This window comes from Streptomyces sp. NPDC002580 (assembly GCF_042889485.1).
Lineage (GTDB): Bacteria > Actinomycetota > Actinomycetes > Streptomycetales > Streptomycetaceae > Streptomyces.
This window is the reverse complement of sequence record NZ_JBIAQZ010000003.1, coordinates 550,172-573,913: the sequence shown is the minus strand read 5'-3', so window position 1 is coordinate 573,913 and position 23,742 is coordinate 550,172. Positions and strand designations below refer to the sequence as shown.

The window sequence follows — 23,742 nt, the reverse complement described above, 5'->3', positions numbered from 1 at the left end:
GGTACATCCCGCCCCCGTGTCAAACGGGAAAAGCCCGCAACGGCCACTCGAACGGTAACCCGACTACCGCCATTCCTGCCGCCCGGAGTGTCGACCGACCCGTTCGGGCCTATCCGGAGGGTAACTTTCCGGTTACCTGAGCGGTTGTCCTCACGCGCGGTGTCACACGCGCGTGAAGCACCACATACCGAGCGCCAGCGCCCCGCTCCCGACGACGCTCGTGAGGGTCGCCGATGCGACGCGGTTCACACCCCGGGCGACGGCCCCACCCTGCCGCACCCGGACCACGGTCCAGGCCAGGAGCCCGCCTCCGAACAGGGCGAACACCGTCCCCGCGAAGATCGCCGGTCCGCTTTCCATGGATCTGTCCTTCCACCCGAGTGCTCAGGCTCGGGAGGCTGACACGCCCTGGCGGCGGCCGGACGAACCCACGGTGAACGCCGGACGACCGGCGCCCACGGGGCACCCGCACCGTCCCCCCGCGCCGCCGTACGCCCCTTCGTCCCCTTCTCATCTGCGCGGTCCGCGACGCGCTCGACTGTGGCGAATCCGTCGCTCTCACCTTCCCCGTCCTCCCCGCCGCTCCCGGCGCTCCCGCGCCCCGGACCTCGTCGCCCGGTCGGCCGTACGACTTCACCTCCGCCCGGTCACCCGACACGCCCCGAACCGAACCAGCCACCGCCCAGTACTTCCCTGGCGGATCGCCTTCCCCTGTTCGCACCCATCCGCAGGCGTTTCCCCGGCCGTAGCCCGGAACGGCTTCCCCGACGAATTCCCGCCGACCATCTCCGACCACCGACCAGCGGTTCTCCCTCACCCCCGCCAAGCCCTTCTCGGCGTCCCTGTCCGCGTCGATACACCTCTCCTGGCGCAGGTCCGGTCCCGTCGCCGTGCCACCGTCTCGAAGCCCAGGTGTGGACGCGCGACCGGGAGAGCGGGGACGAGGCCTGCGCCGCGCCGGAGGGATAGAGATGGGGACGGGAAAAGGACCGAGGAGCAGCGACGGAAGACCTGACACCGCTGGGCGCAGGGGAAGGGCGGCGGGCACAAGGCAGAAACCGATGGTCCGGTGGGGCGCGGAGCGCGGAGCGGGGTCGGAGACCGGGGCTGATGCGTCGGCCGGCCCGCGCCATGGAGGGGCCGCCGTAGTCCTCGCCACCGGGTCCCGGACCTGGTCGCCTGCGTGGTGGCCGCCGCCGACCCAGCGCCGGCGGCCGTGGCGACCCGCCCAGGTCAGCCGCCCCCACTCGGCCCACGCCATCGCGGTCGGCCGAGCGAACGGCCCCTGCGGCAGAGATGGCCGGAAACATCCGCCACCGCCCGGACGTTGCCCGGTTCCCTCCCCACGGAAAGTTGCCGACCCATCTCTTGCGGAGCGACTGCTGAGCCCGGCGCGGGAGGGTACGACAACGGACGCCAACCCCCGCCAAAGCCCGACCCGGCCACGTACGACAGAAGACGCCGCCCCGGCCCGGCCCAGCCCAGCCCAGCCCAGCCCAGCCCAGCCCAGCCCCCGCAAGCTACCCAACCGGCTCCAGGAACCCCTGTTCCACCAGCAGTCGGATCTGCGCGGGCGTCCGGTCGCGGAGCAACACCGGATCCTCGCCGACCAGTTGCGCGATGGCGTCCAGGATCCGCCCCGCGCTCAACGTGCCGTCGCACACCCCCGCGAAGCCCGCGCCGACCGTGTCCACCTTCGTGGCCCGGCGCATTCCGCGGTGCTGACGCAGCACCACATGCTCCGGGTCCTCGGCGCCGGGCAGCCCGACCTGCTCCTGCACGACCTCCGCCACCAGTCTGAAGTGACCGGAGAGCAGACCCGCGTCGTCGTGCCGCCGCAGATAGTCGAGGCGGTCGAAGTGCTCGCGCACGGCCTCGCCGAGCGGCTGTTCGACGGAGTGCGGCCATTCCTCGACCGTGATCGACGGCTCGGCGGCCGCCGTTCTGCGCAGCGTGATCCATCCGAAGCCGATGGCCTTCACCTTGCGCGCCTCGAACTCGTCGAGCCACGCGTCGTAGCGCGCCTGGTAGTCGGCCGGATCGGCGCGGTGGTCACCCGCGTCCCGCAGCCACAGTTCCGCGTACTGCGTGACGTCCTGGACCTCGCGCTGCACGATCCACGCGTCACAGCCGCGCGGCACCCAGGAACGCAACCGGTCCTGCCAGTCCTCGCCCTCCACGTGCTGCCAGTTGGCCAGGAACTGGGCGTATCCCCCTTCGTTCAGCCGGTCCCCCGATTCCTGAACGAGCGTGCGGCACAGATCGTCCCCGCCCATTCCGCCGTCGCGGTACGTCAGCCGGGCGCCCGGCGAGATCACGAAGGGCGGGTTCGAGACGATCAGGTCGTACGTCTCGTCGGCGCGGACCGGCTCGAACAGGGAACCCTCGCGGAGGTCGGCGGCCGGGGCGCCCGACAAGGCGAGGGTGAGCGCGGTGATGTGCAGCGCGCGGGGGTTCAGGTCGGTCGCGGTCACGCGTGTGGCGTGCTGCGCGACGTGCAGGGCCTGGATTCCGGAGCCGGTGCCGAGGTCGAGCGCCGAGTCGACGGGCGTGCGCACGGTGATGCCGGCGAGCGTGGTGGAGGCACCTCCCACGCCGAGGACGACACCTTCCTCCCGGCTGCCGATACCGCCCGCGCCGCCCACGGCGCATCCGAGGTCGGACACGATGAACCAGTCCTCACCGTCGGGGCCGCCGTACGGCCGGATGTCGACGGTCGCCGCGACCTCGTCCTCGCCCGCACGGGTCAGCCAGCCGCTCTCCAGGGCATCCGCGACGGGCAGCACGTCCGCCACGCGCGCGTGCGGCACGGGGCACTGCAGGAGGAACAGGCGTACGAGTGTCTCCAGCGGTGTGTCTCCACGGGTCGCCCGGAGGGCGGGCACGGTCTCACTGCGCGCGAGCGCCGCGTACGCGGGGGCGCCGAGCAGGTCGAGGAGTCCGTCGGCGGTGAAGGAGGCGCCGAGCAGGGCGCTCCGCAGCCGAGCGGCGACGTCGGCACGATCGGACGAGGGCAACGGTGACAGGCTGGTGTGACTCACGCCTCCCATTGTGTCCGCTATCGCCCACCGCCACCCACACCTGTGGACAGAGCATCACTTGTGGACAGCGCATGCCGAGAGCCCGGCACACGCCCGTGCCGGGCTCTTGTTCGACCGAACGGACGATCCGCTGTCTCTCGGCCCCCCGAGGGGCCGGTCCGTGGCCGCCAAGGGCGTTCGCCCGGCCGCCGCGGCGGATCCTCCCGGAGGGCTCAGCCCTTGGTGGCCGCCGAGGACCCGGACGCCGACTTGCAGCTCGCCTGCTGCGCCATCGCCTTGCCCACGTCGCCCTCTTCCAGCTTCTTCAGGGCGTCGTTGCCACTCTGGCTCAGCTTGTCGAGCTGGGTCGCGATGTCCTTGAGACCGTCGGCGAACTTCGCCTGGTCCTTGGTGTCGAGCTTGTCGACCTGCGTCTTCAGCTTGGCGTACGAAGCGGAGATGTCCTTGAGTTCCTTGACCGCGTTGGTCTGCTTCGCCTTGCCGTCTTCGACGTTCGGCGCGCCCACGTTGTCGACGGCCGTCCCGATCGCCTTGTAGGCGTCGGACATGTCCTGGAAGGCCTGTGCGTCCGTCTGCTGGACGGCTTCCGGCGTGCTGTTGTCCGAGGTCTGCTTCTGGATCGCGGTGTTCGCGTCCTCGATCTTCCCGGCCTGCGGCTTCACCGCGTCACAGACCGCCTTGGCCCAGGCGTCCAGCTTGTCGTTACCGCCGTCGTCGCTGCCGCCGCATCCCGACAGGGCGAGCACCAGTACCGCACCGCCGGACAATGCGGCCGCGAGCTTCTTGTTCACCGGTTTGGTCCCTTCCATGGCTCTCGGCCCCGGAACATACACGCCATCTGGGCGACATCCCCATATCGAATGTCTATTACGACCACCCTTGAAGCCATTTGCACCAAGCGAGAGAAGGCTCACGACGAAGGTGTGAACACACACAGGGCGGGCGCGCAGCACGTCAACACGCGCTGCCCGCCCGCCCGTTGGCCCTCGCCCTGACCAGCCCGGAAAAAAATCCGTGCCGCGTCAGGCCTGGAACCCGTGAGTTACGAAACCACTGCCGGGTCGGCCGACTTGGCGACCCCTTCGTCGTTGTCCTCCTCGTCGCCCATGACGATCCCGCGCCGCTTGGAGATGTACACGGAACCCACGATCACGAGGATCGCGAGGATCGCGATGAACGCCCGTACGCCGGCGCTCTTGTCGTCGCCGAACGAGAACTTGACCACCGCCGGAGCGATCAGCAGCGACACCAGGTTCATGACCTTCAGCAGCGGGTTGATGGCGGGACCCGCCGTGTCCTTGAACGGGTCACCGACGGTGTCGCCGATCACCGTCGCGGCATGGGCCTCGCTGCCCTTGCCGCCGTGATGACCGTCCTCGACGAGCTTCTTGGCGTTGTCCCACGCGCCACCGGAGTTGGCGAGGAAGACCGCCATCAGCGTGCCGGTGCCGATCGCGCCCGCGAGGAACGAGCCGAGCGCGCCGACGCCGAGCGTGAACCCGATCGCGATCGGCGTGAGCACCGCGAGCAGGCCCGGTGTGGCCAGTTCGCGCAGCGCGTCCTTGGTGCAGATGTCGACGACGCGCCCGTACTCGGGTTTCTCCGAGTAGTCCATGATCCCGGGATGCTCGCGGAACTGCCGCCGCACCTCGTAGACCACCGCCCCGGCGGACCGCGACACCGCGTTGATCGCCAGCCCCGAGAAGAGGAAGACGACCGCGGCGCCGGCGATGAGCCCCACCAGGTTGTTGGGCTGCGAGATGTCCATCATCAGGTTCATCGGCGCGCCCGCTCCGGAGACCTTCTCCCCCACGTCGCTCGCCGCCGTGGTGATCGCGTCCCGGTACGAGCCGAAGAGGGCCGAGGCCGCGAGGACGGCGGTGGCGATGGCGATGCCCTTGGTGATGGCCTTGGTGGTGTTTCCGACGGCGTCCAGGTCGGTGAGCACCTGCGCGCCCGCGCCCTCGACGTCGCCGGACATCTCGGCGATGCCCTGCGCGTTGTCGGAGACGGGGCCGAAGGTGTCCATCGCGACGATGACACCGACCGTGGTGAGCAGGCCCGTTCCGGCGAGTGCCACCGCGAACAGCGCCAGCATGATCGACGTACCGCCCAGCAGGAACGCCCCGTACACACCGAGGCCGATCAACAGGGCGGTGTAGACGGCCGATTCGAGACCGATGGAGATGCCGGCGAGGACGACGGTGGCCGCGCCGGTCAGTGAACTCTTGCCGATGTCCCGCACGGGACGTCGGCTGGTCTCGGTGAAGTAGCCGGTCAACTGCTGGATGAGAGCGGCCAGCACGATGCCGATCGCGACGGCGAGCACCGCGAGGACCCGCGGATCGCCGCCCTTGGCCTTGATCGCCGCGTCCGTGACCCCGTCCAGTTCGGCGTACGTCGCCGGGAGGTAGATGTAGACGGCCACGGCGACCAGCACGAGCGAGATCACCGCGGAGATGAAGAATCCCCGGTTGATCGCGGACATGCCGCTGCGGTCGGAACGACGGGGCGCCACCGCGAAGATGCCGATCATCGCGGTCAGTACGCCGATCGCGGGCACGATCAGCGGGAACGCGAGCCCGGCATCGCCGAACGCCACCTTGCCGAGGATCAGCGCGGCGACGAGCGTGACGGCGTACGACTCGAACAGGTCTGCGGCCATACCGGCACAGTCGCCGACGTTGTCGCCCACGTTGTCGGCGATGGTCGCGGCATTGCGCGGGTCGTCCTCCGGAATGCCCTGCTCGACCTTGCCGACCAGGTCGGCGCCGACATCGGCGGCCTTGGTGAAGATGCCGCCGCCGACACGCATGAACATGGCGATCAGCGCCGCGCCGAGACCGAAGCCCTCCAGGACCTTCGGCGCGTCGGCCGCGTACACGAGCACCACACAGGAGGCGCCCAGCAGACCGAGCCCCACCGTGAACATGCCGACCACGCCACCGGTGCGGAAAGCGATCTTCATGGCTTTGTGCGAGACAGCGGTGAGATCCTTTTCGGGCTCACCCTCCGCCGGGGTCGCTTCCCGTGCGGCGGCTGCCACGCGGACATTGCTCCGTACGGCGAGCCACATACCGATATAGCCGGTGGTCGCCGAGAACGCCGCGCCGATCAAGAAGAAGATCGACCGTCCGGCGCGCTGATTCCAGTCGTCCGCGGGCAGGAGCATGAGCAGGAAGAACACCACGACGGCGAATACGCCGAGCGTGCGCATCTGACGTCCCAGGTAGGCATTCGCGCCTTCCTGGATCGCCGTCGCGATCTTCTTCATGCTGTCGGTGCCCTCGCCGGCCGCGAGAACCTGGCGCACCAGGATCCCGGCGACCACGAGCGCCGCCACCGCGACGACCGCGATGACCATCACGATCAGTCGGTTGTCGTCCGTCAGGACCGCGGCCGCGAGGGTTGTGGGGTGGTCAAACTGATGAGGGGTAGAAAGCCCCGCCATTCGTCCTCCTTGACGCTTGGGCTGAGCTCAAGATGTGGACGGATTCTAGGTACCGGAACCTGATCAAAACAGTGGGCGGTAAGCGGAATTCGCCTTCACATGCTCTTTGGCAAAAGATCGACAGTCGCCCACTCGGCCAAAAGCAGTAATGCCCCAGAGGCATTGACACTTGATCCAATCATCACGCGATTGATCGTGAATGAATTCACGAAACGCCGCGCGTGATCACCTTCAGGATCACCCCAAGGCCGCTCAAGAGATCCCGGACATGCCGAAGGGCCCCACAGAATGGGGCCCTTCGGGGCAAGAAAGACGGGCGACCGTCAGGAAAGAGCCACGGCCGGCGGCGTGGTGGGCCAGCTCATCCTGATCAGTCCGCCGTGCTCCCCGGCGGTGACTTCCACATCGTCGACAAGGCCGCTGATGACCGCGAGGCCCATCTCGTCCTCTTCGGTTTCCACGTCCGAGCCACCGGAGGCGGCGCCGGACGCCGTCCCTCCGGGCACCGAACCCGGCGCCTCGTCACCGACCTCGATGGAGAATTGCTTCTCCTCCTCGATCAGTGTCACCTGCACCGGCGCCGAGATGCCGTTGCTCTGGTGCAGTCCGACGGCACGAGTACAGGCCTCGCCGACAGCGAGCCTGACCTCGTCTAGTACGGCCTCGTCCACTCCGGCCCTGCGCGCAACCGCTGCCGCCACCAATCGGGCGGTCCTGACGTGCTCGGGCAGCGCGCTGAAGCGGAGTTCAACGGTGGCCATGCATCCCCCTCTGAACTACGGGCGTGCTGTCAGGGGGCCAGGCCGTGGGCCCGGTCCCCCCACTTCTGCGAAGCCGGGCCCACGACCCGGGAGACCGCTGGTCAGTCGGTCGCGTTGACCGCCTCCTCCACCGAGGTGTGAATCGGGAACACCTTGGTGAGACCAGTAATACGGAAGATCTTCAGAATGCGCTCCTGGTTGCAGACCAGACGCAGCGAGCCCTCATGGGCCCGGACACGCTTGAGGCCGCCCACCAGCACGCCCAGACCGGTGGAGTCGAGGAAATCCACGCCCTCCATGTCCACGACGAGGTGGAAGCTGCCGTCGTTCACCAGCTCGACCAGCTGCTCCCGCAGCTTGGGCGCGGTATATACATCGATTTCGCCGCCGACCTCGACGACCGTACGGTCGCCATTAGGGCCGGACACATTGCGAGTCGACAGGGACAGGTCCACGGATCCTCCAGCACCTTGCTATCGAGCGGTCGCCCCACGGGACACCTCGGCAGAGCCCCCGGGACGGTTCGCCAGCCGCGATGGCATTCAATCACTTACCGGCAGGCGTGCACGACGCCTTGAGCCCATTGTCCGTCACGCCAGTGACACACTCGATGCCGATGGCCAAGAATCACCGATCCGATCGACCCTCGACGGACACAGCTTCCCGACCCTCGCCGGGCACCGTCCTGGACCGGCTCGCCTCGGGGCCGAGCCGGGCTTCGCGCATCACTCATACGGAGCACTTGCCCCCGCGAGCGGGTCGCCATGCCGTCTGGCCCGACCGGATCCGCTCGGAGGTCATCGCAGCGGTCCAGGCCGCCGGTATCGAACACCCCTGGGCCCACCAGGCACTCGCCGCCGAGCACGCCCTGGACGGCGAGTCGGTGGTCGTCGCCACCGGCACCGCCTCCGGCAAGTCCCTGGCCTACCTCGCCCCGGTCCTGACAGCGCTCCTGGACGGCTCCGAGGCCCCGAACGGCCGGGGTGCCACCGCCCTCTACCTGTCCCCCACCAAGGCCCTGGCGGCCGACCAGTGCCGCTCCGTGAAGGAACTCTCACAACCCCTGGGCAATGCCGTACGCCCGGCCGTGTACGACGGCGACACGCCCTTCGAGGAACGCGAATGGGTACGCCAGTACGCCAACTACGTCCTGACCAACCCCGACATGCTGCACCGCGGGATACTGCCCTCGCACCCGCGCTGGTCCTCCTTCCTGCGCGCCCTGCGCTATGTCGTCATCGACGAGTGCCACACCTACCGCGGCGTCTTCGGCTCCCACGTCGCCCAGGTACTGCGCCGCCTGCGCCGCCTGTGCGCCCGCTACGGCGCCTCTCCCGTCTTCCTGCTCGCCTCGGCGACCGCCGCCGAGCCCTCGATCGCCGCGCGCCGCCTGACCGGCCTCCCGGTCGTCGAGGTGGCCGACGACGCCTCTCCCCGCGGGGAACTGGTGTTCGCCCTGTGGGAGCCCCCTCTCACCGAACTGCAGGGCGAGAAAGGTGCACCCGTTCGGCGTACCGCCACCGCCGAGACAGCCGATCTGCTGACCGACCTCACCGTCCAGGGCATGCGCTCGATCGCCTTCGTACGGTCCCGGCGTGGCGCCGAGCTGGTCTCGGTGATCGCCCAGGAACGCCTCGCCGAGATCGACCGCTCGCTCGCCCGGCGTGTCGCCGCCTATCGCGGGGGCTACCTCCCCGAGGAACGCCGCGCCCTGGAGCGCGCGCTGCACTCCGGCGAACTCCTCGGCCTCGCCGCCACCACGGCCCTCGAACTCGGTGTCGACATCTCCGGCCTCGACGCCGTCGTCATCGCCGGCTACCCGGGCACCCGCGCCTCCCTCTGGCAGCAGGCGGGCCGCGCGGGACGCTCCGGACAGGGGGCGCTGGCGATCCTGGTGGCCCGCGACGACCCGCTGGACACCTTCCTCGTCCACCACCCCGAAGCCCTGTTCGACCAACCGGTGGAGTCCACGGTCCTCGACCCCGACAACCCGTACGTCCTGGCCCCGCACCTGTGCGCCGCCGCCGCCGAGATCCCGCTCACGGACGCGGACCTGGAACTCTTCGGGCCCGCCACCGCCGATCTGCTGCCGCAGTTGGAAGCCGCGAAGCTGCTGCGTCGACGGGCGACGGCCTGGCACTGGACACGCCGGGAGCGGGCGGCCGACCTGACCGACATCCGCGGGGGCGGCGGCAGCCCGGTGCAGGTCGTGGAGTCCGGAACCGGGCGCCTGCTCGGAACGGTCGACGCGGGCGCCGCGCACACCACGGTCCACGAGGGCGCGGTCCATCTGCACCAGGGCCGTACGTACCTGGTGCGCAAGCTGGACCTGGAGGACTCCGTCGCGCTGGTCGAGGAGGCCGCCCCTCCGTACTCGACGGTCGCCCGCGACACCACCTCCATCGCCGTCCTCGAGACCGACGTCGAAGTCCCCTGGGGTGACGGCCGGTTGTGCTACGGCTCCGTCGAAGTCACCAACCAAGTCGTCTCCTTCCTGCGTCGTCGTGTCATCACCGGCGAGGTCCTCGGCGAGACGAAACTCGACCTCCCGCCCCGTACGCTCCGTACCCGCGCCGTCTGGTGGACGGTCACCGAGGACCAGCTGGACGCGGCCCGGATCAACCCGGAGATCCTCGGCGGCGCCCTGCACGCCGCCGAGCACGCCTCGATCGGCATGCTGCCGCTGTTCGCCACCTGCGACCGCTGGGACATCGGCGGCGTCTCCGTCCCCCTCCATCCGGACACGCTCCTGCCCACCGTCTTCGTGTACGACGGCCACCCCGGCGGAGCCGGATTCGCCGAACGCGCCTTCCACACGGCCCGCTCCTGGCTCACGGCCACCCGCCAGGCCATCGCCTCCTGCGAGTGCGACGCCGGCTGCCCCTCCTGCATCCAGTCCCCCAAGTGCGGCAACGGGAACGACCCCCTGCACAAGCGAGGCGCCGTCCGCCTGCTCACGGAACTGCTGCGGGCGGCGCCGGAGGACGAAAGGCCGAAGAACCCAAGCGAGGAGTGACCGGCCGGCCCTGTGCGCAGGGGCCCCAGGCCGAGGAAACGCCTCCCAGGACCCTTAACCACCGGGCCCATATCCCGTACGCGCTTCCCGTTCCGCGCCCCCTTCACGACGCTCAGGCCCCATGGCCCCGCCGGACCCCGCGGGATCGTCGGACCCCACCGGGCCCGCCCTCGATCCGACCTCCGCGGTGAACGGCCCCGCTCCGGAGGCGGCCGTCACGTCCGCGATCTCGCCCTCGACCGCGCATCCGACGAGCCGTGCGCCCTGAGCCCGCGCCACACGGGCCGCCCGTGCGCAGGCCGCCGCGGCGCCGTCGCTCCAGTGGTCCGCCGCGGCCAGGGCCGCCAAGTCGGCCGCCCCTGCCGCCCGGTGCCGCACGACGACGGCCTGCCCCATCGCCAGTACCGCTCCGAAGACGGCGCACAGGACAGCGATCGCGCCCACCGTCCAGACCGTCGCCGATCCTCTGTCCGAGGACGCGCGCCGTCTCGCGGACCAGCGGCTCACAGCGGGCATCCCCTTCCATCGCCCGCTCCTCACACGACTGCACCTCCTCATCTCCCGACCGCCCCCACCGTCTCCTCCGCCAGCGCCACCGCCTCGTCGCCCAGTTCCAGGGACAGCGCGGCCGGCCCGGGTGTACTCGCCCCGACCTTCACCCTGACCAGGTCGGCCTCCCGGGTCACCGTGACCCTCGCGCCGAGCGGGGCCGCGCCGCGGGCCGTCGCCAGGACCGCTTCCGGGGAGTCCTGACGCGCCGCCGCACGCGCGCCCGCCCTCGCCGCGTCCACGCACTGGATCTGCGCGGACGCGGCGAGCAGGGCCCAGACCAGCGCCATACCGACGAGCACCAGCGAGGGCAGCACCACGGCGGCCTCAGCGGTGACGAACCCTTCGTCCCTCGGCAGGGCCGGCCCGGCCCTCAACCTGGCTGCCCTGAGGCCCTGTTCACATCTGGACATTGAGCGCCTTCGCCACGATGCCCTGCAGTTCCTCACCGACCTGCCCGCTCGTCACCACCTTGTAGAGCGCGGCCGCGAAGGCGACCGCCGCGATGACACCCACCGCGTACTCGGACGTGACCATTCCGGCGTCCCTCCGCACCGCCGAAGCCGACCTCCAGGCCCACAACCGCGCACGCCCTCGGCCTAGCCCCTCTCCCTGTTCCCACCCTCGCGCTCGCCCTCGTCCGAGGACTCGTACCGATTTGCCCATGCCAACCCTCATGTCAACTCCCTCAAGATCCGGCCCTGTCGGCCGATTCGCTCCCACTCGCCGTTCAGTTCTCGCAAGCCTCGGCGCTCGTCACCCGGCACCTGCTCGCAGCAACCCGCCCGCCAGCCCGATCACCACGGGCAGCACCCCGATCGCAAGGAACGCGGGCAGGAAGCAGAGCCCCACGGGCGCGGTGACCATGACCGCCGCCCGGCGTGCCCGTGCGGTCGCGGCACGCCCCCACTCGGCTCGCGCGTCCGCCGCGAGCCGGCCGACGGGCGCAGCCGCCGGTACACCCGACTCGCCGGCCCGCTCCAGCAGTCGCGCCAGAGCCCGCGCTCCCGGTATCGCCGCCAGCCTCCGCCACGCGTCGACGGGTTCACCCCCGAGCCGCACCTCGGCCGCTCCTCGCGCCAGCCGTTCGCCCACCGGTCCGCCCAGCGCCTCACCGACCGCCTGGGCCGCCGCCACAGGACTCGCCCCCGCGGCGATGCAGGCGGCCACCAGATCGGCGGTGAGCGGTAGTTGGCGGGCCGCTCGGGTCGCGTCGTACTCCTCGATCGGTTCCACATCGCGCCGCTGCCGCCACCGCCGAACCCCGAACCCGGCCGCCAGCCCCACCAGAACCCCGCCGGCACCACCGATCAGGACCCAGCCGGCACACACCGCTCCCGCCACGGGCAGCCATCGTCGGCCGTGAGCCCGTACGTCGTAGCGCCTGGGAGGCGGCGGGGGCTCCTGGCGCGGCAGCACTTCGGCCAGCCGCCTGCGCACTCTCCTCTCCCGCCGTGCGGCGTCGAACCAGCGGGCCGACGAGCCGGCAAGGAGCACTCCGCACACGACCACCCCCAGCCTGTGGACAACTTCCGCGCTCATGCCGCCTCCGCCCCTCGCACGATCCTCAGCGCCCACCACAGGCCCACGCCCTCCAGCACCCCTCCGACCAGCAGGCAGCCGAACCCGGGGCCGGTGTGCAGCAGGACGCGCAGGGGGTCCGCACCGAGCGCGGTGCCGAGCAGGAGACCGAGGACCGGGAGGCCCGCGAGCATCGAGGCCGTCGAACGCGACCCGGCCAACTGAGCGCGAGTGTCCGCTCTTTGATCGCGCTCGGCGCGCAACGCTCCTTCGAGCCGGTCCAGGCCGGCGGCGAGCCCCGCGCCCCGGTCCACGGCCACGCTCCAGCAGGCGGAGAGCCCTGCCAGACCGTCGGCGCCCGGTTGCCGCGCGGCCTCGGTGAGCGCACCCGGAACATCTCCGCCGAACTTCGCCGCGGCCAGTACCACCGGCTGCGCGTCCCCCAGACCGTCCGAGTCGCGCGCCGCCGCAAGCAGTGCCTCGCCCGGCTGACGTCCCGCCCGCACCTCACCGGCGATGGCGCCGCACAGGGCGATCACCGCGTCGCCGCGGCGCTCCCGCTCGCGCCGAACCTCTTCCGCCCGCCGCACGCGTCCCAGCAGAGGCACTCCAGCGGCCCCCAGGAGAAGCGGCAGTACCGAGGCGCCCAGGACCGCGATCACCGCTCCCGCCACCACCGACCAGGCCTCGGGCTTCAGCCGACCGCGCAGCCGTCGCCAGTCGGCCACGGCCCGCTCCCACCGGTGCGGACCGGGCGCCGGCCCGTCACCGGCGAGCAGCCACCTCGCCCGGCGCCCTCCCGAGGCGTTGCCTCCGATCAGCCAGGCCGCGATCCCGGCGCACGCCACAGCCGCCCCGGCGGGCGCGTCCGCCATCTCACCGATCTCCATCCCGCTCCCCGTTCACATCCCGACGTCCGGCGCCCGCCTCGGCACCGGCGTCCCCTTCGCCCGGAGCCCTCCCGACGCTCCGCCTGTCCCGAAGAACTCCCCCTGTCTCAGGCCGCATCGGACCCCGATGTCCACCGCTCCCGTCCCGGAGCAGCTCCCGCAGCCGCTGCCACCCCCGCTCGTAGGTGAAGGCGTCCTCACCCCACCGCAGCGCCGGTACCGTCACCACCAGTCCCGTAGGGTCGCGTTCCAGCACGTGCACCTCGGCGATCCGGCGCCGTCCGGCCCTGTCCCGCACGAGATGCAGGACCACCGACAACGCGGCCGCCAACTGGCTGTGCAGGGCGGCCCGGTCGAGCCCCGCCGCCGTACCCAGGGCCTCCAGCCGGGCGGGGACCTGTGCGGCCGCGTTGGCGTGGACCGTGCCCGAGCCGCCCTCATGTCCCGTGTTCAGCGCGGCCAGCAGCGAGACGACCTCGGGACCGCGCACCTCGCCGACCACCAACCGGTCGGGTCTCATCCGCAAGGCTTGGCGGACGAGATCCTGGAGCGCGACCAGGCCGACGCCCTCCTGATTGGCGGGCCTCCCCTCCAGGCGCACCACGTGCGGATGGTCGGGCCGCAGCTCCGCCGAGTCCTCGGCGAGCACGATCCGCTCTCCTGGCCCCACCAGCCCCAGCAACGCGCTCAGCAGCGTCGTCTTACCGGAACCCGTACCTCCGCTGATGAGGAAGGACAGCCGGGCGTCCAGCAGCGCCCTGAGCACCCGGTCCCCGCCGGGCGGCACCGTCCCCGCCGCCACCAGCTCGTCGAGGGTGAACGCCCGCGGCCGTACGACGCGCAGCGAGAGACAGGTGGAACCGACGGCGACCGGCGGCAGCACCGCGTGCAGACGGGTGCCGTCCGGCAGTCGGGCGTCCACCCAGGGCCGGGCGTCGTCGAGCCTTCTGCCGGCCACCGCCGCGAGGCGTTGCGCGAGACGGCGTACGGCTGCCGCGTCGGGAAAGGACACCACGGTCAGTTCCAGGCCGCCGCCCCGGTCCACCCACACCCGGTCGGGCGCCGACACCAGCACATCGGTCACCGACGGATCGGCGAGCAGTGGTTCCAGTGGACCGCTGCCGACCAGCTCGGAGCGCAACCGCTCGGCCGCGCCGAGGACTTCGGCATCCCCCAGCACCCGCCCCCGCTCTCGCAGCGCCTGCGCCACATGCGCGGGCGTCGGCTCGGAACCGCTCTCGGCCAGCCATTGCCGCACCCCGTCCAGCAGTCCCGCGCGTCCGGCCGCCCCGGAACCGGGCACGTCCCACGCCTCCGCGCTCCCTGGCAGGAAGTCTCCGGGGCCGTCCCCCGCGTCCGGCCGCCCGACGGAGTAGTACCTGGGCCCGTCCCGCGCGTCCGGCCGGCCGGGCGAGTGCCGCCCAGGTCCTTCCCCTGTCTCGGTCCGGCGGTGCGCGGAGCCCCAGCGGGTGCCCTTCGCCCCTGCTTCCGTCCGCCCGGCGAATCCCTCCGCCCGGCTCGTGTCCGTGGTGGCGTCCCCGCTCATACGTGTCCTCCTTCGACCGGGACCCGCGCCCAGAAGGCTTTGCAGAACCGGGCCAGCGGCCCCCGCGAAACGCCTCCCGGTGGCGGACCGCCGTCCGTCGGGAAGCGCTCGGCCGGCACTTCGCCCACCAGGGGCAGGTCGAGCAGGCGGGCGACCTCGCGGTCGTCGAGGCCGGGCGCGAAGGGCCCCCGCACCACGACCCGCAGATCGCGCAGGACCATCCCGGCAGAGGCGGCCACGCGCCCGGCCGCCGCGATGGAGCGCAGGTCGGCGGGGACCACCAGCAGTCCCAGGTCGAGTTGGGCGAGGATCTCGGCGACACCCTCGTCGATGCGGCGGGGCAGGTCGACGACCACGGCACCGCCCCGTCGTCTGGCGGCGGCCAGCACCGCGCGCACCGCCTGCGGTGGAACGGTGACCGCGTCGCTCCGGTCCCAGCTCAGGATCCGCAGGGCGTGCAGTTCGGGCAGGGACTCTTCCAGGGCTCCACCGCCCACCCTGCCGCGTGACGCGGCGAAGGCAGGCCAGCGCAGCCCCTCGGCCGTCTCTCCGCCCAGGAGTACGTCGAGTCCGCCGCCCAGCGGGTCGGCGTCCACGAGCAAAGTGCGCTTCCCGTCCCGCGCCGAGGTGAGGGCGAGCGCGCAGGCCAGCGTGGAGGCCCCGGCCCCACCACGGCCGCCGAGCACGCCGACGGTGAGGGCGGGTCGCCCGACTCCTTCGGCCACGTCCGCGATGCGGTCGACGAGCCACTGCTCGCCGTCCGGCAGCACCAGCACATGATCGGCGCCGATCTCGACGGCCCGGCGCCAGACTCCGGAGTCGTCCTGATCCCGGCCGACAAGCACGACTCCCCTTCTGCGCGCCGCGCCACGCACACGCGGTGCGGCGTCGTCGCCGACGAGGACGAGGGGGGCCGCCTCCCAACCGCCCCTGCGATCCGGAATGCCGTGATGGACCTCGGGCCGCGCGCCTGCCGCCGCGCACAGGCGCAGCAGGTCGTCGAGGAGTTCGCCGTCCTCGGTGACGATCAATGGTCCGCCCTGCCGCCCCTCGGCGGTGGGCGGCCGGTCATGGGTGATGGCTCCCGCCACGATCTCCAGCCCCCTTCGCTGCTTCTTGCGCGGGGCCCTCCAGGACCCCGTGATTCCCACTCGTGCGGAGAACCGACGAGCGGCCTCCTTATGAACGGCCGATACGAACCGGCCGAACGCGTCCGACAAACGGAACCGGTCATGAACTGGCCGGCGAGCGGAGCGCGTGGGAATCACAGTGCGGGGATCCCGGAAATCGTGTGGATCTTGGTCGAAAACTGTGGACAACGCAGCGGCTGTGAATATCGCCTTCAGCCCTGCGAGTGAAGAGTCAACGACTTCCACAGAGCATCGCCACGACTACACACAGTGACGAATTGCGACCGGCCGAGGAGCGGGGAATGAGCGGCGCCATGAGGGCCCAGAGGTCGCGCAGAAGAGGGGAAAACCCACCCGGACATGCGACGACCCCCGCCGGGGGGGAGAGCGGGGGTCGTCCCCACGGCCGACTCGGGGGGGGAGGAGTCGGACCGGGTTAGCACGGTCGCGAACGATCCGTGACTTCCATGGTGTACCCGAGAGCCTTCTCAGGCAAACCCACGTGCCTCACCTTACGCCGAATGGTGGGCCCTATGCTCGACCTCGTGGAAAACCACTCCTTGCCCCGTACAGCGGCCTTCTTTGACCTGGACAAGACGGTCATTGCGAAGTCGAGCACGCTCACCTTCAGCAAGTCGTTCTACCAAGGCGGCCTGATCAACCGCAGGGCGGCGTTGCGCACCGCATACATCCAGTTCGTGTTCCTGGCGGGCGGCGCCGACCACGACCAGATGGAACGGATGCGCAAGTACCTGTCCTCGATGTGCCGCGGCTGGAACGTCCAGCAGGTCAAGGAAATCGTCGCCGAGACACTGCACGATCTCATCGACCCGATCATCTACGACGAGGCCGCGTCCCTCATCGAACAGCACCACCAGGCCGGTCGCGATGTCGTGATCGTGTCCACTTCGGGCGCCGAGGTGGTCGAGCCGATCGGCGAACTGCTGGGCGCGGACCGGGTGGTGGCGACCCGCCTGGTCGTCGGCGACGACGGCTGCTTCACCGGCGAGGTGGAGTACTACGCCTACGGCCCGACGAAGGCCGAGGCGATCAAGGAGCTGGCCGCGTCCGAGGGGTACGACCTTCCGCGCTGCTACGCCTACAGCGACTCGGCGACCGATCTGCCGATGCTGGAGTCCGTCGGACACCCCCACGCGGTGAATCCGGACCGCACGCTGCGCCGCGAGGCGGTGGCCCGCTCGTGGCCGATCCTGGACTTCCACCGTCCGGTCCGGCTGAAGCAGCGCCTGCCCGCCCTGTCCGTACCGCCCCGGCCGGCGCTGGTCGCGGCCGCCGCCATAGGCGCGGCCGCCGCCACGGCCGGGCTCGTCTGGTACGCGAATCGGCGTCGCGCGTCGGTGATGTGAGCCGTCACGCGCGAGCGCGCGAAACACCGAAGTCCATTTCTCATCCTTTTGAACCTAAAAGTAAAGAAGTGCGGCCAGGGGTTCCGCTTCCCTCCTACCTGGAGTACAAAGGGTTTAACGGCCCGCGAGACCAAGGACATCCGAGAGGATGACCTTCAAACGCAACAGGCCCCACGGACCGAGCATGGACATCGAGCACCCACGCGACGTCGACCCGTCGATTACGGGCCAGCCGCACCAGGTGACGGGCAGAAGTTCCCGACCTGATGGGCAACATCCGAGGACGCTTGGTAACCCGGTGAACATGCCAGCGGCGGTACGAGAACTCGTACCGCCGCAACCCTTTTCCGGTAGTCGCACGCCCCCTACGCGGCGCCCCGCTGGAGCGCCTCGCAGACCGCGGCGGACTCCCTGACGCCCAGCTCGACGGCCCTCCCGCAGTGGGCGATCCAGGCCGCCATGCCGTCCGGGGTCCCGGAGACGTAACCGTCCAGCGCCGCGAGGTAGGCCGCCCGGCCGAGTTCCGCGTGACCGACCTCCGCGGGGCAGATGGACTTCGGGTCGAGACCGCTGCCGATCAGGACGATGCGCTCGGCCGCGCGCGCGACGAGTCCATTGCTCGAGGTGAAGGGACGCAGGGCGATCAGTTCACCGTGGACGACCGCCGCCGTGACCAGAGCGGGAGCCGACCCGCCCGCGATGATGAGCTGCGAGAGACCTTCCAGACGGCCGGCGACCTCGTCGGCGTCGGGCAGCGGCAGTTCCACCAGAGGCTCGTCGACCCGCTCCCCGTTCCGCCGCGGCCTGCCGACCTCGTCACCCTGGTCCGCCGCCGCCACCAGGTGCAGCCGGGCCAGCACCCGCAGGGGTGACTGCCTCCAGATGGACAGGAGCTGACCCGACTCGGCGGTCAGCCGCAGAGCGGCGCCGACCGTACGGGCCTCGTCGTCCGAACTGAAGTCGGTACGCCGACGCACCTCTTCGAGGGCCCAGTCGGCACCGGACAGCGCCGCGGAACCGCGGGCCCCGCGCAGCGCCGCCTCGGACGTGATCTCGTTGCTGCGGCGCCGCATGATCCGGTGTCCGTAGACCCGGTCCACGGCCTTGCGGACGGATTCCACGGACTCGGCCACCCCGGGAAGCGAACCCAGGGCCGCGAGCGGATCAGCGGTCGCACCTGTCGTACTCATGAGTACGACATTACGCACCCAGGGACCGTGCCCCACGAATGAGTGGTCTTCTTCACGCGCCACGAACACCAAGAGCTACGAACGCACTACCCTTGGTGAACATGAAAATTGCTTTCGTCGGGAAGGGCGGCAGTGGCAAGACCACCCTGTCGTCGCTCTTCATCCGCCACCTCGCCGCCTCGGGGGCACCGGTCGTCGCCGTGGACGCCGACATCAACCAGCATCTGGGGGCCGCGCTCGGGCTCGAGGAGACGGAAGCCGCCGCGCTGCCGGCCATGGGCGAGCGACTGCCCCTCATCAAGGACTACCTGCGCGGCTCCAACCCCCGCATCGCCTCCGCCGAGACGATGATCAAGACGACGCCGCCCGGCGAGGGCTCACGTCTGCTGCGGGTGGACGAGGCCAATCCGGTGTACGACGCCTGCGCCCGGCCGGTGGAACTCGACGGCGGCACCGCCCGTTTGATGGTCACCGGCCCGTTCACCGAGGCCGATCTGGGGGTGGCCTGCTACCACTCCAAGACCGGTGCAGTGGAGCTCTGCCTGAACCATCTCGTCGACGGCCGGGGCGAGTACGTCGTCGTCGACATGACAGCGGGCTCAGATTCCTTCGCCTCCGGCCTGTTCACCCGCTTCGACATCACCTTCCTCGTCGCCGAGCCGACCCGGAAGGGAGTCTCCGTCTACCGCCAGTACAAGGAGTACGCCCGCGACTTCGGCGTCACCCTCAAGGTCGTCGGCAACAAGGTGCAGAGCCAGGACGACATCGACTTCCTGCGCGCGGAAGCCGGTGACGACCTTCTGGTCACGGTCGGGCACTCGGACTGGGTGCGCGCCATGGAGAAGGGCCGCCCGCCCCGGTTCGAGCTCCTGGAAGAGGTCAACAGGCGCTCGCTGCAGGCGTTGCGGACCGCCGCCGACGGTACGTACGAACTGCGCGACTGGAAGCGGTACACGAGCCAGATGGTGCAGTTCCACCTGAAGAACGCCACCAACTGGGGCAACGCCAGAACCGGGGCGGACCTGGCGGAGCAGGTCGACCCCGGTTTCGTGCTCGGCGAGAGTCCGATGGCCACGGCCTGAGCGACCCGTTGAAGCGGCTCACGGTCCGAGCGGCCGACCGGCCCGAAGTGCCGTCGCGGCATGAGCGACGGGCCGGTCGGGGGCACCGCTACGGCTTGACCGCCGGTGCCCCGGGAACGCCCTTCGGAGCCGGGGCGGGGCGGGCCGCGAGGAAGGACTCCCAGCCCTGCTTCGGCGCCTCGCCGACCCCGAGACCGCGAAGCCGGTCGAGGGTGGCCGGGTCCTGGGCGTCGAGCCAGTCGGCGAGCTGCCGGAAGGAGACACAGCGCACGTCAGCCTTGGTACAGACGCGTTCGACGACCTCGTCGATGGCACGCATGTAGTTGCCGCCGTTCCAGGACTCGAAGTGGTTGCCGATGATCAGCGGCGCGCGGTTGCCGTCATAGGCGCGCTGGAAGCCCTGCAGCAGGCCGTCACGCATCTGGTCGCCCCAGAACACCTGCTTGTCCTGGTCGCCCTGGGTCCGGGTGCCCGACTGGTTGACCATGAAGTTGTAGTCCATGGTCAGTTGCTCGTAGGAGTGTCCGGGGAAGGGCACGAGCTGCATCGACAGGTCCCACAGGCCTTCCTGCTTCTTCGGCCAGAGCTGGTTGTTGACGCCACTGGTGTCGTAGCGGAAGCCCAGCTCGTGGGCCGCCTTCATGAAGTTCCGCCGGCCCTCCAGACAGGGGGTGCGGGCACCGATGAGCTCCTTGTCGTAGTCGAAGGGCAGCGATGCCGTCCCGGTCAGACCCGTGTTGGTCCTCCAGGACTTCACGAACGACTTCGCCTGGGCGATCTCGTTCTTCCAGTCCGCGGCCGACCACTGGCCGACACCGCCTTCCGTGCCACAGAAGTGGCCGTTGAAGTGGGTGCCGATCTCGTTGCCCTCCAGCCACGCGCCCCGCAGCTGCTCGACGGTGTCCTCGATGCCCTGCCGATCGTTGAAGCCGATCTCCGAGCTGCCCGGTGAGTGCTGCGGCGGCCGGTACAGGTCCCGTTTGTCCTCCGGCAGCAAGTACACGCCGCTGAGGAAGTAGGTCATCGTCGCCTTGTTGGCCTTGGAGAGCTTCCGGAAGTGGGAGAACAGCCTCTGACTGTCCTCGCCCGCACCGTCCCAGGAGAAGACCACGAACTGCGGGGGCTTCCAGCCCGGCTTCAGCCTCTCGGGCCGGGGCAGATGCGGCTGCGCCCCGGTGTACGAGGTGGAACCGTCGCCGATCGAGCGGACCGCGGTCCTGGGCGCCGCCGGGGCGCCCGACGCCTTCTTCGCGCCGAGCGCACCTTCCTGGGAAGCGGGGGCACCGCCCGCGCAACCGGCGAGCGCCGTGGCACAGGCCATGGCGAGTGCCACACCCGCGGCGATCCTCTGGGTGACGGCCATCTTCCGCCCTCCTTTTCCTCGGTCGGGGCAACGCCGATCAGGGCGCCATCGGGGTCGTGTGCACGTGGGCACCGAAAGCGCCGTCAAGGTTTCACGGGACCGAGAAAAAATAAGTACGACAAGCCGATGAAAAGCCCACATCACCCCACTGAGTGATTCAATGCCCCATTTGCCCGCATTTTCAGCATCAGCCCTTTACTCTGCATTACGATCTGTTTACCGAGCGTTGAAAATCCCGCCACTGCACGCCGTGACCCACGGCCGCGACCCGCCCCCGCCGCCTCGGACGGGGGACCACCTGTTCCGCGACCGCGCTGCCCCGGAGGAGACGGGAACCATGTCTGCCTGCGTCCCCACCCGCGCCGCCGATCCGACTCGGCCCGCGCACGCCCCTGAGCCCCACAGCCCCCCGCCCGACCCGCCCCGCCGTTTCCGTGTCGCGGGTGCCGACCTGTCCGCCTCGATCGCGGTCTTCCTGATCGCCCTTCCGTTGTCCCTCGGCATCGCCCTCGCCACCGGCGCGCCGCTCCAGGCCGGCCTCGTCGCCGCGGCCGTCGGCGGACTCGTCGCGGGGCGCCTCGGCGGCTCTCCGCTCCAGGTGAGCGGGCCCGCCGCCGGGCTCACGGTCGTCACGGCCGAGCTCATCCACCTCTACGGCTGGCGCACGACCTGCGCCATCAGCGTGCTCGCCGGAATCGCCCAACTGGGCCTCGGATGCCTGCGCGTGGCCCGGACCGCGCTGGCCGTCAGCCCCGCGATCGTGCACGGAATGCTTGCCGGGATCGGCGTGACCATCGCCGTCGCCCAGCTGCACATCGTGCTGGGAGGCATCCCCCAGAGCTCCGTCCTGGACAACCTCGTCGCGCTGCCGGACCAGGTGGCGCGTCTGGACACCGCGGCCGTGTCGATGAGCGCGCTGACGCTGGCGCTGCTGTTCGCCTGGCCGCGTGTCCCCGGGCGCGCCGGTCGGGTGCTGCGCAAGGTCCCCGCCGCGCTGATCGCGGTCGCCGGGGCCACCACGACCGCCTCGCTCACCGGGCTCACGCTGCCCAGAGTCGACCTGCCGTCCTGGAGCAGCCACGCGCTGGCCGGGCTGCCCGATGGTCCGGTGCTCGGCATCGCCGCCGCCGTCCTCACCGTGACGCTGGTGTGCAGTGTGCAGTCACTGCTCGGTGCCGTCGCGGTGGACAAGCTGGTGAGCGCGCGTCCGGAACTCCAAGCGCGCGTGGGCCGTTCCGCCCTCGACCGGGAACTCCTCGGGCAGGGAGCCGCGAACGTGGTCTCCGGCGCGCTCGGCGGACTGCCGGTCGCCGGCGTCGCCGTACGCAGCTCCGCGAATGTGCAAGCAGGTGCCGTCAGCCGGAACTCCACGATGCTGCATGGCGTTTTCGTAGTAGTTGCCGCGCTGCTGATGGTCCCGATCCTCGAGCTGATCCCCCTCGCGTCGCTCGCCGCCCTGGTGATGGCCGTCGGCATCCAGATGGTGTCCCTGCACCACATCCGCACGGTCACCCGCCACCGCGAGGTGCTGGTGTACATCGTGACCACGCTCGGCGTCGTGCTCCTCGGAGTTCTCGAGGGCGTGGCGCTGGGGGTCGCCGTGGCCGTCGGCGTCGCCCTGCACCGCCTCAGCCGCACCCGCATCACGCACGAGGAGAAGGAAGGAGTCCATCACGTACACGTAAGAGGGCAGTTGACGTTCCTCGCGGTGCCTCGGCTCAGCCGTGCCCTGCACCTCGTCCCCCGCGGGGCGGACACCGTCCTGGAGTTGGACGGTTCGTTCATGGACCACGCGGCGTACGAGTCACTGCACGACTGGCAGAGCACGCACACCGCCCAGGGCGGCACGGTCGAAGTCACCGGCAGGAGCGGAACGCGGATCGCCGAGCCCGCGGAATCCGCGCACTGCCGCTGCCGGCCCTGGACACCCTGGCGGAACCACCAGTGCGAGGCCTCCACCGCTCCGGCATCCACCTCCTCGGACACCTCTTCGGCCGGCCCGGACGAGCGGACCGGCGAGGCCAGACCGAGCGGGCACCAACTGGCGCGCGGCATCAGCGCGTTCCAGCGCAACACCGCACCCCTGGTGCGGGATGAACTGGCCCGGCTCGCACGGGAGGGGCAACAGCCGTCCCAGCTCTTCCTGACCTGTGCCGACTCGCGGCTCGTCACCTCGATGATCACGTCCAGCGGTCCGGGCGACCTCTTCGTCGTACGGAACGTGGGCAACCTCGTGCCGTTGCCCGGGGAGGAGAGCGGGGACGATTCGGTGGCCGCGGCGATCGAGTACGCGGTGGACGTGCTGAACGTGCGGTCCATCACGGTGTGCGGGCACTCCGGGTGCGGGGCGATGCAGGCTCTGCTGGCATCGGAGCCCGGTGGCCCGCTCACGCCGCTCAAGCGGTGGCTGCGGCACGGACAGCCGAGTCTGGACCGGATGGACTCGGAGGAGACACCGTGGGCGCGGCTCGCCGGACGGGCGCCCGCCGACACGGTGGAGCAGCTCTGTCTGACCAACGTGGTGCAGCAGTTGGAGCATCTGCGGGCGCACGAGTCCGTGGCTCGGGCCCTGCGGGAGGGCGTGCTCGAACTGCACGGAATGTACTTCCACGTGGGTGAGGCCCAGGCGTATCTGCTGGACGAGTCCGACGGGGCCGAGCTGTTCGATCATGTGGGCGCGGCGGAGGATCTGCGGCACCCTGCGTGATCGGCGGGGGTGGGGGGGGCCCCGGGGGGGGGGGGGCCCCCCCCCCCCCGGGGGCCCCGCCCCGGGGGGGGCCCCCCCCCCCCCCGCCCCCCCCGGCCAGGTGCGAAAAAACCGGGGGGGGGGCGGGC

The 23,742-nt window shown here is 70.7% G+C and carries 19 protein-coding genes; 4 read left to right on the top strand and 15 right to left on the bottom strand.

What is annotated here, in order from left to right:
• Positions 1 to 162: 162 nt before the first annotated feature.
• The 6 genes from ACFYW7_RS13525 to bldG form a co-directional block, all read right to left on the bottom strand.
• A complete protein-coding gene (locus tag ACFYW7_RS13525; RefSeq protein ID WP_389501384.1) occupies positions 163 to 360 on the bottom strand; it encodes a hypothetical protein in 198 nt (65 codons plus the stop codon).
• A 1,160-nt stretch (positions 361 to 1,520) separates the two neighbouring features.
• The gene (locus ACFYW7_RS13520) at positions 1,521 to 3,050 is read right to left on the bottom strand and encodes a methyltransferase (RefSeq protein ID WP_389501382.1); all 1,530 of its coding nucleotides are present in this window, start codon (positions 3,048 to 3,050) and stop codon (positions 1,521 to 1,523) included.
• A gap of 203 nt (positions 3,051 to 3,253) precedes the next feature.
• Positions 3,254 to 3,850 carry a small secreted protein gene (locus ACFYW7_RS13515; protein ID WP_389501380.1) on the bottom strand — a complete coding sequence of 199 codons (597 nt, stop codon included), beginning with the start codon at positions 3,848 to 3,850 and terminating at the stop codon, positions 3,254 to 3,256.
• A gap of 233 nt (positions 3,851 to 4,083) precedes the next feature.
• The gene (locus ACFYW7_RS13510; RefSeq protein ID WP_389501378.1) at positions 4,084 to 6,492 is read right to left on the bottom strand and encodes a sodium-translocating pyrophosphatase; all 2,409 of its coding nucleotides are present in this window, start codon (positions 6,490 to 6,492) and stop codon (positions 4,084 to 4,086) included.
• A 323-nt stretch (positions 6,493 to 6,815) separates the two neighbouring features.
• Positions 6,816 to 7,253 (bottom strand): ATP-binding protein, encoded by a 438-nt coding sequence (locus tag ACFYW7_RS13505; protein WP_389501376.1) that lies wholly within the window; start codon positions 7,251 to 7,253, stop codon positions 6,816 to 6,818.
• Between the two features lie 101 nt (positions 7,254 to 7,354).
• On the bottom strand, positions 7,355 to 7,708 hold the full coding sequence (bldG, locus tag ACFYW7_RS13500) for an anti-sigma factor antagonist BldG (RefSeq protein WP_028799135.1): 354 nt from the start codon (positions 7,706 to 7,708) through the stop codon (positions 7,355 to 7,357).
• A gap of 80 nt (positions 7,709 to 7,788) precedes the next feature.
• Between bldG and ACFYW7_RS13495 the strand changes: the two genes are divergently transcribed.
• Positions 7,789 to 10,269: a DEAD/DEAH box helicase gene (locus ACFYW7_RS13495; RefSeq protein ID WP_389501374.1), complete on the top strand. Its 2,481-nt coding sequence runs from the start codon at positions 7,789 to 7,791 to the stop codon at positions 10,267 to 10,269.
• A gap of 54 nt (positions 10,270 to 10,323) precedes the next feature.
• On the opposite strand, the gene ACFYW7_RS13490 is transcribed toward ACFYW7_RS13495, so the two are convergent.
• From ACFYW7_RS13490 to ssd, 7 genes are all read right to left on the bottom strand, one after another.
• Positions 10,324 to 10,785, bottom strand: a complete 462-nt coding sequence (locus ACFYW7_RS13490) for an Rv3654c family TadE-like protein (protein WP_389501372.1) — start codon at positions 10,783 to 10,785, stop codon at positions 10,324 to 10,326.
• A 38-nt stretch (positions 10,786 to 10,823) separates the two neighbouring features.
• Complete coding sequence (locus ACFYW7_RS13485; RefSeq protein WP_389501370.1) at positions 10,824 to 11,231, bottom strand: TadE family type IV pilus minor pilin; 408 nt, start codon at positions 11,229 to 11,231, stop codon at positions 10,824 to 10,826.
• Positions 11,218 to 11,496, bottom strand: coding sequence for a DUF4244 domain-containing protein (locus ACFYW7_RS13480; protein WP_389501368.1), 279 nt, complete (start codon positions 11,494 to 11,496; stop codon positions 11,218 to 11,220). The genes ACFYW7_RS13485 and ACFYW7_RS13480 overlap by 14 nt, the downstream gene beginning before the upstream one ends.
• A 78-nt stretch (positions 11,497 to 11,574) precedes the next feature.
• The gene (locus tag ACFYW7_RS13475) at positions 11,575 to 12,360 is read right to left on the bottom strand and encodes a type II secretion system F family protein (RefSeq protein ID WP_389501366.1); all 786 of its coding nucleotides are present in this window, start codon (positions 12,358 to 12,360) and stop codon (positions 11,575 to 11,577) included.
• The gene (locus tag ACFYW7_RS13470) at positions 12,357 to 13,229 is read right to left on the bottom strand and encodes a type II secretion system F family protein (protein WP_389501363.1); all 873 of its coding nucleotides are present in this window, start codon (positions 13,227 to 13,229) and stop codon (positions 12,357 to 12,359) included. Before ACFYW7_RS13470 ends, ACFYW7_RS13475 begins: the two co-directional genes overlap by 4 nt.
• Positions 13,216 to 14,775: a TadA family conjugal transfer-associated ATPase gene (locus tag ACFYW7_RS13465; protein WP_389501361.1), complete on the bottom strand. Its 1,560-nt coding sequence runs from the start codon at positions 14,773 to 14,775 to the stop codon at positions 13,216 to 13,218. Before ACFYW7_RS13465 ends, ACFYW7_RS13470 begins: the two co-directional genes overlap by 14 nt.
• Positions 14,772 to 15,866 carry a septum site-determining protein Ssd gene (gene ssd / locus ACFYW7_RS13460; protein WP_389501359.1) on the bottom strand — a complete coding sequence of 365 codons (1,095 nt, stop codon included), beginning with the start codon at positions 15,864 to 15,866 and terminating at the stop codon, positions 14,772 to 14,774. The genes ACFYW7_RS13465 and ssd overlap by 4 nt, the downstream gene beginning before the upstream one ends.
• A 572-nt stretch (positions 15,867 to 16,438) precedes the next feature.
• Between ssd and ACFYW7_RS13455 the strand changes: the two genes are divergently transcribed.
• Positions 16,439 to 17,272, top strand: coding sequence for an HAD family hydrolase (locus ACFYW7_RS13455; RefSeq protein WP_389501357.1), 834 nt, complete (start codon positions 16,439 to 16,441; stop codon positions 17,270 to 17,272).
• Between the two features lie 365 nt (positions 17,273 to 17,637).
• Here the strand turns inward: ACFYW7_RS13455 and ACFYW7_RS13450 are convergent, their stop codons facing one another.
• Positions 17,638 to 18,462, bottom strand: a complete 825-nt coding sequence (locus ACFYW7_RS13450; protein WP_389501355.1) for an oxidoreductase — start codon at positions 18,460 to 18,462, stop codon at positions 17,638 to 17,640.
• 101 nt (positions 18,463 to 18,563) lie between these two features.
• On the opposite strand from ACFYW7_RS13450, the gene ACFYW7_RS13445 reads away from it, so the two are divergent.
• The gene (locus ACFYW7_RS13445) at positions 18,564 to 19,544 is read left to right on the top strand and encodes an ATP-binding protein (RefSeq protein WP_389501353.1); all 981 of its coding nucleotides are present in this window, start codon (positions 18,564 to 18,566) and stop codon (positions 19,542 to 19,544) included.
• A gap of 88 nt (positions 19,545 to 19,632) precedes the next feature.
• Here the strand turns inward: ACFYW7_RS13445 and ACFYW7_RS13440 are convergent, their stop codons facing one another.
• Entirely contained in the window at positions 19,633 to 20,907 is a 1,275-nt protein-coding gene (locus ACFYW7_RS13440) for a hypothetical protein (protein WP_389501351.1), read from the bottom strand.
• Between the two features lie 337 nt (positions 20,908 to 21,244).
• Between ACFYW7_RS13440 and ACFYW7_RS13435 the strand changes: the two genes are divergently transcribed.
• Entirely contained in the window at positions 21,245 to 23,614 is a 2,370-nt protein-coding gene (locus ACFYW7_RS13435; RefSeq protein WP_389501349.1) for a SulP family inorganic anion transporter, read from the top strand.
• Positions 23,615 to 23,742: the final 128 nt, after the last annotated feature.

Coding starts and splice junctions, on each gene's coding strand:
- ACFYW7_RS13445 (WP_389501353.1), top strand. CDS start 18,564: ATGAAAATTGCTTTCGTCGGGAAGGGCGGCAGTGGCAAGACCACCCTG.
- ACFYW7_RS13515 (WP_389501380.1), bottom strand. CDS start 3,850: ATGGAAGGGACCAAACCGGTGAACAAGAAGCTCGCGGCCGCATTGTCC.
- ACFYW7_RS13510 (WP_389501378.1), bottom strand. CDS start 6,492: ATGGCGGGGCTTTCTACCCCTCATCAGTTTGACCACCCCACAACCCTC.
- ACFYW7_RS13505 (WP_389501376.1), bottom strand. CDS start 7,253: ATGGCCACCGTTGAACTCCGCTTCAGCGCGCTGCCCGAGCACGTCAGG.
- ACFYW7_RS13475 (WP_389501366.1), bottom strand. CDS start 12,360: ATGAGCGCGGAAGTTGTCCACAGGCTGGGGGTGGTCGTGTGCGGAGTG.
- ACFYW7_RS13480 (WP_389501368.1), bottom strand. CDS start 11,496: ATGAGGGTTGGCATGGGCAAATCGGTACGAGTCCTCGGACGAGGGCGA.
- ACFYW7_RS13435 (WP_389501349.1), top strand. CDS start 21,245: ATGTCTGCCTGCGTCCCCACCCGCGCCGCCGATCCGACTCGGCCCGCG.
- ACFYW7_RS13490 (WP_389501372.1), bottom strand. CDS start 10,785: ATGCCCGCTGTGAGCCGCTGGTCCGCGAGACGGCGCGCGTCCTCGGAC.
- ACFYW7_RS13525 (WP_389501384.1), bottom strand. CDS start 360: ATGGAAAGCGGACCGGCGATCTTCGCGGGGACGGTGTTCGCCCTGTTC.
- ACFYW7_RS13470 (WP_389501363.1), bottom strand. CDS start 13,229: ATGGAGATCGGTGAGATGGCGGACGCGCCCGCCGGGGCGGCTGTGGCG.
- ACFYW7_RS13455 (WP_389501357.1), top strand. CDS start 16,439: ATGCTCGACCTCGTGGAAAACCACTCCTTGCCCCGTACAGCGGCCTTC.
- ACFYW7_RS13520 (WP_389501382.1), bottom strand. CDS start 3,050: ATGGGAGGCGTGAGTCACACCAGCCTGTCACCGTTGCCCTCGTCCGAT.
- ACFYW7_RS13440 (WP_389501351.1), bottom strand. CDS start 20,907: ATGGCCGTCACCCAGAGGATCGCCGCGGGTGTGGCACTCGCCATGGCC.
- ACFYW7_RS13450 (WP_389501355.1), bottom strand. CDS start 18,462: ATGAGTACGACAGGTGCGACCGCTGATCCGCTCGCGGCCCTGGGTTCG.
- ACFYW7_RS13465 (WP_389501361.1), bottom strand. CDS start 14,775: ATGAGCGGGGACGCCACCACGGACACGAGCCGGGCGGAGGGATTCGCC.
- ACFYW7_RS13485 (WP_389501370.1), bottom strand. CDS start 11,231: ATGTCCAGATGTGAACAGGGCCTCAGGGCAGCCAGGTTGAGGGCCGGG.
- ACFYW7_RS13495 (WP_389501374.1), top strand. CDS start 7,789: ATGGCATTCAATCACTTACCGGCAGGCGTGCACGACGCCTTGAGCCCA.